Here is a 6,312-nt window from a genome sequence, read left to right as displayed (position 1 = left end):
CCATTTAGGAGACACGCCCTAGCCGATCAGCAAGTGCGACCGAAAACGTTACCCGCGGTTAGGGAACCGCGTCGAGCTTCGCGCCCACTGGAGAACCGGTCACCGGACACGATCCAGGCGTTCGTAGCGGCCTGCGACCCAGTGAGGCGATAGGCGATGGTGCTTGGGCGACTCTTGGACTTGATGGGACAAATAGTGCCAACCATCGTCCTCTGTCTGTCGCTCGGCCTCAGGCGAGTGTGGCGGCCGCGGTGCGAAGTTGGCTGAGGGCCTCGACGGAGTAGTCCGCCATCGCCTCGGTCGTCGCGTTCGGCTCCGCGGCCCAGCGCGCGAACGCGTTGTGGTGGGCGAGGACGCCGAGTTCGGCCGCGAGCTGCGCGACGACCGGCGTGATACCCCGGGCGATGAGCGCCTCCTCCATGGCCGCGGCGAGACCAACGGACTTCTGGGCGCTCCGCTCGCGCAGCTCGGCGCTCGCACTAACCACGGCCTCGAGACGGGGTGCGATCTCGCGACTCAGCGGTCCGTACGCGCTGGCAGCACGCCGGAGACCGTTGGCCACGGCGTCGAGCGCTGACGCCTCGGGCGGTGCCGCCGCGATCCCTTCAGCGAGGAGCGCGCTCATGGCGGCCTGCCCGGCGACGAGGAGCTCGCGCTTGTCGGAGAAGTGGCGGAAGAAGGTGCTCTTCGTCACGCCGGCCCGCTCGGTGATCTGCGCGACCGTGGTGCCGTCGTACCCCTGGTCGTGGAACAGGTCGACGGCAGCGAGGACCAACCGCTCGCGCGCTCCCGGTGCCCAACGTCCCATCCCCCCATCATAGTTGACGAGACAAAGGTCCCGTCATAAAGTGATGGGACGCTTGTCCCATCACTCTTCGGAGGTTCTCCATGCAGGTCTTCATCACCGGCGGCACCGGACTCATCGGCTCGGCCGTCGTCGCCGAACTCATCACCGGCGGCCACTCCGTCGTGGCGCTCGCCCGATCCGACTCATCCGCCGCCGCGGCGGAGTCCTCGGGAGCCGCCGTCGTCCGCGGCGGGCTGGCCGACCTCGACGTTATCCGCAGCGCCTCAGCCGCCGCCGACGGGGCCATCCACCTGGCGTTCGGGAACGACTTCTCGACGCAGGAGGCGCTCCAGAAGAACATCGCCGAGGAGAGCGCCGCGATCGACACGATCGTCGACACCCTCGCCGGCAGCAACCGGCCGTTCGTCGTCGTGTCCGGGACCCCGAGCGCCGAGGGACGCCCATCCGTCGAGGCCGACCCGCTGCCCACCACCGGCCCGGTCGGCGGCCGCAGCGTCACCGTGGAACGCACCCTCACAGCCGCATCGCGCGGGATCCGCACCGCGTCGGTCCGCTTACCCCGCACCGTGCACAAGGACGGCGACGGCGGATTCGCCGGGCTGCTCACGAACATGGCGCGCCAGGGTGGAGTCGCCGCCTACCCCGGGACGGGCGAACAGCGCTGGCCCGCGGTCCACGCCCTCGACGCAGCGGTCCTGTTCCGACTGGTGCTCGAGAACGCCGAGCCCGGCACCGCGTGGCATGCCGTGCAGGACGAGGGCGACACGGTGCGCTCCATCGTTGAGGTGATCGCTCGACGCCTCGGGCTGCCCGTCCAGCAGGCCCCCGTCGAGACCTTCGGGCCGATCGGCCCCGTGTTCGCCGCAGACCAGCCTGCCTCGTCGGCGCACACGCGGAGGGCACTGGGATGGGTGCCGACGCACGCGCGGCTGTTGGAGGACCTGGAGCTACTCCAGCCGTAAAACGACGGAGCGCTCGCACGAGCGGAACAGTCTCGACGCCCGGGCGATGCCGCGCCGCGAGCACCGTCCCAGGATCAGGCCAAGCGTCCGGTGTCCGATCGGCGGTTTCAAGGGGTCGTTGCAACGGGTGGTTGTTTCGGGTCTGACAGTAGCTGTCCGAAGGCTTCTGCTGGGGTTCGGTAGCCGAGGGTCTTGCGTGGTCGTCCGTTGAGTTCGGTGGCGACTTCGAGGAGCCGTTCCGGGGTGTGGATGCTGAGGTCGGTGGACTTCGGGAAGTACTGCCGCAACAAGCCATTCGTGTTCTCATTCGAGCCGCGCTGCCAGGGCTTGTGCGGGTCGCAGAAGTAGATCGCGAGGTCGGTGGCGAGGGTGATGTCTTTGTGCCGGGCAAGCTCGGTGCCTTGATCCCAGGTGAGCGAGCGGCGGAGGTGCTCGGGGAGGGTCTGGATGGTGGGGATCATCGCGTCGCGGACCGCGTCGGCGCTGTGCCCGTTGGGCAGGTGCAGCAGCATCAGGTAGCGGGTGGTGCGTTCGACGAGGGTGCCGATCGCGCTTCTGGCGTTGATCCCGACGATCAGGTCCCCTTCCCAGTGACCTGGAACGGCCCGGTCGTCGGCCTCCGCGGGACGTTCACTGATGAGGATCATGTCGCGGATCTTTGACCACGACGCCCGTCGGGGCTCGCCCCGGTGCCGGCGGATGGCGCGGCCGGTGCGGAGGTGTTTGTGCAGGTCACCGCGCAGGTGGCCGCGGCCCTGCACGAAGAGGGATTGGTAGATCGTCTCGTGGGACACGTGCATCTCCGGCCGGTCAGGGAAGGACCTGGTCAGGTCATCACGGATCTGTTCCGGGGACCAGTTCCGCACCAGTCGCAGCTCGACTTGCAGGGCAAGCTCGAGCCGGTCGAGTTTCCGCGGCTTCGGACGACGTGCTCGGACGCGGCACTGCTTCTCCGCCGCATATGGTCGGTACTCGCCGCTGCGTGAGCTGTTCCGAGCCAGCTCTCGGCTGATCGTCAAGGGCGCCCGTCCGAGTTCCGCCGCGATCCGGCGGATGCCCATCCCGGCCAGCCGGAGGTCCGCGATCCGGAGGCGTTCCTCCTCGCTCAAGTGCCGGCCGGAACGGGCAGCTCGTTCAAACGGGTTCTTCCCGCGAGCGGCTTTGAACCATCGGTATCCCTGACGTGGATGCACCCCGACAGCATCGCAAGCGGCCGGCCTGCTCATGCGCTGTCCGAGTAGCTCCCAGAATCGTGCCTCCCGGGCACGCTGTTCCAGCCTCGATCCCATCTGCAACACTCCGAATCACGGTGGTGTTGCAACGACCAGCTGAACCCAAGGATCGGTCACCGGGCGGCAACAGGAGTCGGGTCTCGTCCGCACGGTAGATGCCGATCCGGTACAAACACAGATGGTGGCCTCTTGATCCCAGCGGCCTACGTTCCGGGTGTCTCTTCTGTCAGCCGGGCGACCGCCTCGCGCATGAGTTCCGTCTGCCGTGGGCCGCCGTGACCCTCCTCCTCGACCACGTGAAGCTCGCTGTGCGGGAGGCGCTGATGCAGCCGCCATGGTGTGACGACTGGCCCGCTGATGTCGCGGCGGCCGTGAAGGAGCACGACCGGCACGTCCGCCAGCTGGTCGGTGCGCGCCAAAATTGCGCGGTCGCCGGACAGGAACCCGTCGTTGGCCCAGTAGTGCGTGACAAGCGTGCCGAACACCGCCCGCTCGACCAGGTCGTCGCGCGTCGGCCCGGGCCTCCACGCAGGGTCGAGTGAGACGTGAGTCGACTCCCACGCGTCCCAATCGTCGGCGGCGCGGGCGCGGTCGGCCGGGTCAGCCGGGTCGGCGAGCCGGCGGGCGTATGCCTCCACCACGCGCTCGCCCTCCCGGCGGGCCGACGCTGCTTCGAACGCCGCCCAGGCCTCTGGAAAGATGCGGCCGACGCCCTCCGTGATCCAGTCCACCTCGTCGCGGGACGTCGTGGTCACTGCCGCGACGACGACGCCGATGACCCGTTCGGGATGCTCGACCGCGTACGCGAGCGCCAGCGTGCTGCCCCAAGAGCCTCCCGTAACGATCCAGCGTTCCAGCCCGAGGGACACGCGCAGCTCTTCCAGGTCGGTGATCAGCCGCTCGGTCGTGTTGCCGACGAGTGAGCTGAGGTCGTCGGTCACCAGTGGCAGGCTGCGTCCGCAGCCCCGTTGGTCCACGCCGATGATGAGGTTGCGATCCGCATCGAACTTGCGGCGGTAGCGCTCTCCTCTCAGGCCCGACCCCGGGCCGCCGTGCAACCAGAGCACAGGCACGCCCTCGGCGCGTCCGGAGGTCTCCCAGTACAGGGAGGCTCCATCACTCAGCGCGAGACGTCCGGAATCGAGTAGCGGAGGAATGGCATCGTCGCGGGAGGGCATTTCGCGATGCTAGCCGCGGTTCACTCTCGAGCCCATCCCGGCGGCCCGCAAGCGGATCGGTCCTGGAACAGGAGGCGCTCATGCGGCCTCTCCGCGAGGGCTAGCGTGGCGATCATGACCGACAATCGGGTGGCGGACTTCTACCGTCGGTTCGCGGAGCACGAGGCGCGCGGGCAGTCGCCGGTGTACGAAGCATGGGCGTCGGGAGTGGCGGAGGACCCTGACGTCCTGGCGCTCATCGCGCCGCTGCCGGGGATGAAGAAGCAACCCAATCTGGTGTTCGCGGCCGCGCGGTTCCACGGCGCCCCCGACGGGACGTACGAGGAGTTCCGGCACTGGCTGCTCGAGCACTGGGATCGTGTTGAGCGGACGATCATGACCCGTGCGACGCAGACGAACGAGGCCGCCCGATGCGCGGTCCTCCTACCGGTCCTCAGCCGACTCGACGGACCGCTGGCGCTCATCGAGGTGGGAGCTGCTGCGGGGCTCTGTCTGTACCCGGACCGTTACAGCTACCGGTACGAGACCGATGGGCGCACCATCGCACTTGATCCCTCCGACGGACCGAGCAGAGTCACCATTCCCTGTCAGATTGACGCTTCGAGTGTGCCGCACCGATTGCCCGACGTCGTCTGGCGTGCCGGCGTCGACCTCAACCCCATCGCGCCCGATGACGCAGACAGTCGCGCCTGGCTTCGGACGCTGGTCTGGCCCGAGCAAGAAGAACGCCGTCGGCGGCTCGACGCAGCGCTGGCCCTCGCAGCAGCCGAGCCCGCGCACCTGGTCGCGGGTGATCTCCTGGACTCCATCACTGACCTGGTCACTGCCGTGCCTGCTGGAGCGCACGTCGTCGTGTTCCACAGCGCAGTGCTCGTCTACCTCGACGAGGCCCAACGGGAACGGTTCGCGGCTGTCATGCGGTCGCTGGAACACGTCACGTGGGTCAGCAACGAGGGAGAAGCGGTGTTGCGCCGAGTTGCTGAGCAGCTGCCTCGCTCATCAGGCGGACGATCAGTCGTCGCCGTCAACGAGATCCCTGTCGCCTTCGTCGGCCCACACGGGCAAAGCTACGAATCCCTCGCCCAGTAGAGGATCCACTCCCGGGTGCTCGCGAGGACCGATTTAGTAGTGGCCACGCCCTATCACCGCATGTCGGACGCCACCGGCAGGTGACGCGACGTCTCCGTCGAACCTGGGGATGACGTGCATGTGAGCGTGGAAGACGGTTTGGCCGGCGGCTGCTCCGTCATTGAACCCGACGTTGTACCCGTCCGGGTGGTGGTCGTTGTCGAGCTGGCCCTTCACGGCTGTGACCAGCTCCGTCATCGCTGCAATCTCGTCTGCCGTCGCCTCGAACCAGCTCACGATGGGCCGCTTAGGGATGACGAGGGTGTGTCCTGGCGACACTGGGTGAGCGTCGCGGATCGCGAAGGTTAACGCGTTGTGCGTCACCCACTTTTCGCGTGGAACCTGCTCGAACACCGACATCCTCGTCACGCGCTCACTCAACCCCGTTTCCACGTCTCGCTCAACCATCAGCTAACGAGATGGCTCGGCGGCCTCGGTGTCCGTCGTGATCCAAAATCGTTGAATCACGCTCCCGGCTGCGTTGGTCACCTCGTTCTCCGGTCGGCCGCCGCTGCCCTCGATCACGCGGCGAGAAGCAAGGTTTTGCGCGTCGCAGGTCAGCAGCACTTCCGCGAAACCACGGTCACGAGCGATAGCAAGCATGCTCCGGAGCGCGCGAGCGGCGATTCCGCGGCGACGGGCGCTCGGTCGAACGCTGTAGCCGATGTGGCCGCCGAAGGAGCGGAGGAAGTCGTTGAGCTCGTGCCGGAGCGCGATGCTTCCCAGGTACTCGTCGTCCTCGACCATCCAGTAGTAGCTACAGGTGACGAAGCCTTCCGCAGCTGGGATGGTTTCCTCGGCACGCAGTTGTTTGACCCACTCAGCAAACCCGCTCTCGGTCTCCAAAGCAGCAGCGTCGCGGATGCCCGCGCCATCCTGGTGCGCGCCCTGCCACTCGAACATCGACCGCTGGAACGATGTGAAAAGCCGTTCGGATGGTTGCTCTAGCTGCATTCGGCGATCCTAGAGCCGCCCCGATAAACGATCGTCTACCGGACGCGCGC

The 6,312-nt window shown here is 67.5% G+C and carries 7 protein-coding genes; 2 read left to right on the top strand and 5 right to left on the bottom strand.

From position 1 onward, the window contains the following. Positions 1-229: 229 nt before the first annotated feature. Positions 230-808, bottom strand: coding sequence for a TetR/AcrR family transcriptional regulator (locus J7E22_RS16385; RefSeq protein WP_214982910.1), 579 nt, complete (start codon positions 806-808; stop codon positions 230-232). A gap of 80 nt (positions 809-888) precedes the next feature. On the opposite strand from J7E22_RS16385, the gene J7E22_RS16380 reads away from it, so the two are divergent. Beyond that, positions 889-1,770, top strand: coding sequence for an NAD-dependent epimerase/dehydratase family protein (locus J7E22_RS16380; RefSeq protein WP_214982909.1), 882 nt, complete (start codon positions 889-891; stop codon positions 1,768-1,770). A gap of 107 nt (positions 1,771-1,877) precedes the next feature. Here J7E22_RS16380 and J7E22_RS16375 read toward each other — a convergent pair whose 3' ends face one another. Both J7E22_RS16375 and J7E22_RS16370 read right to left on the bottom strand, forming a co-directional pair. Beyond that, complete coding sequence (locus J7E22_RS16375) at positions 1,878-2,996, bottom strand: IS30 family transposase (RefSeq protein WP_374193286.1); 1,119 nt, start codon at positions 2,994-2,996, stop codon at positions 1,878-1,880. Between the two features lie 209 nt (positions 2,997-3,205). Further along, on the bottom strand, positions 3,206-4,180 hold the full coding sequence (locus tag J7E22_RS16370; RefSeq protein ID WP_214982907.1) for an alpha/beta fold hydrolase: 975 nt from the start codon (positions 4,178-4,180) through the stop codon (positions 3,206-3,208). A gap of 114 nt (positions 4,181-4,294) precedes the next feature. On the opposite strand from J7E22_RS16370, the gene J7E22_RS16365 reads away from it, so the two are divergent. Then, on the top strand, positions 4,295-5,269 hold the full coding sequence (locus J7E22_RS16365) for a DUF2332 domain-containing protein (protein ID WP_214982906.1): 975 nt from the start codon (positions 4,295-4,297) through the stop codon (positions 5,267-5,269). Positions 5,270-5,302: 33 nt separating this feature from the next. On the opposite strand, the gene J7E22_RS16360 is transcribed toward J7E22_RS16365, so the two are convergent. Beyond that, positions 5,303-5,716, bottom strand: coding sequence for an HIT family protein (locus tag J7E22_RS16360; protein WP_251009296.1), 414 nt, complete (start codon positions 5,714-5,716; stop codon positions 5,303-5,305). A 3-nt stretch (positions 5,717-5,719) separates the two neighbouring features. Further along, positions 5,720-6,262, bottom strand: coding sequence for a GNAT family N-acetyltransferase (locus J7E22_RS16355; RefSeq protein WP_214982905.1), 543 nt, complete (start codon positions 6,260-6,262; stop codon positions 5,720-5,722). Between the last annotated feature and the right edge of the window lie 50 nt (positions 6,263-6,312).

The sequence above is a fragment of the Curtobacterium sp. ISL-83 genome (genome assembly GCF_018613895.1).
Lineage (GTDB): Bacteria > Actinomycetota > Actinomycetes > Actinomycetales > Microbacteriaceae > Curtobacterium.
Note: the sequence above shows the minus strand (reverse complement) of the source record. Positions and strands in the feature narration are given on the sequence as shown.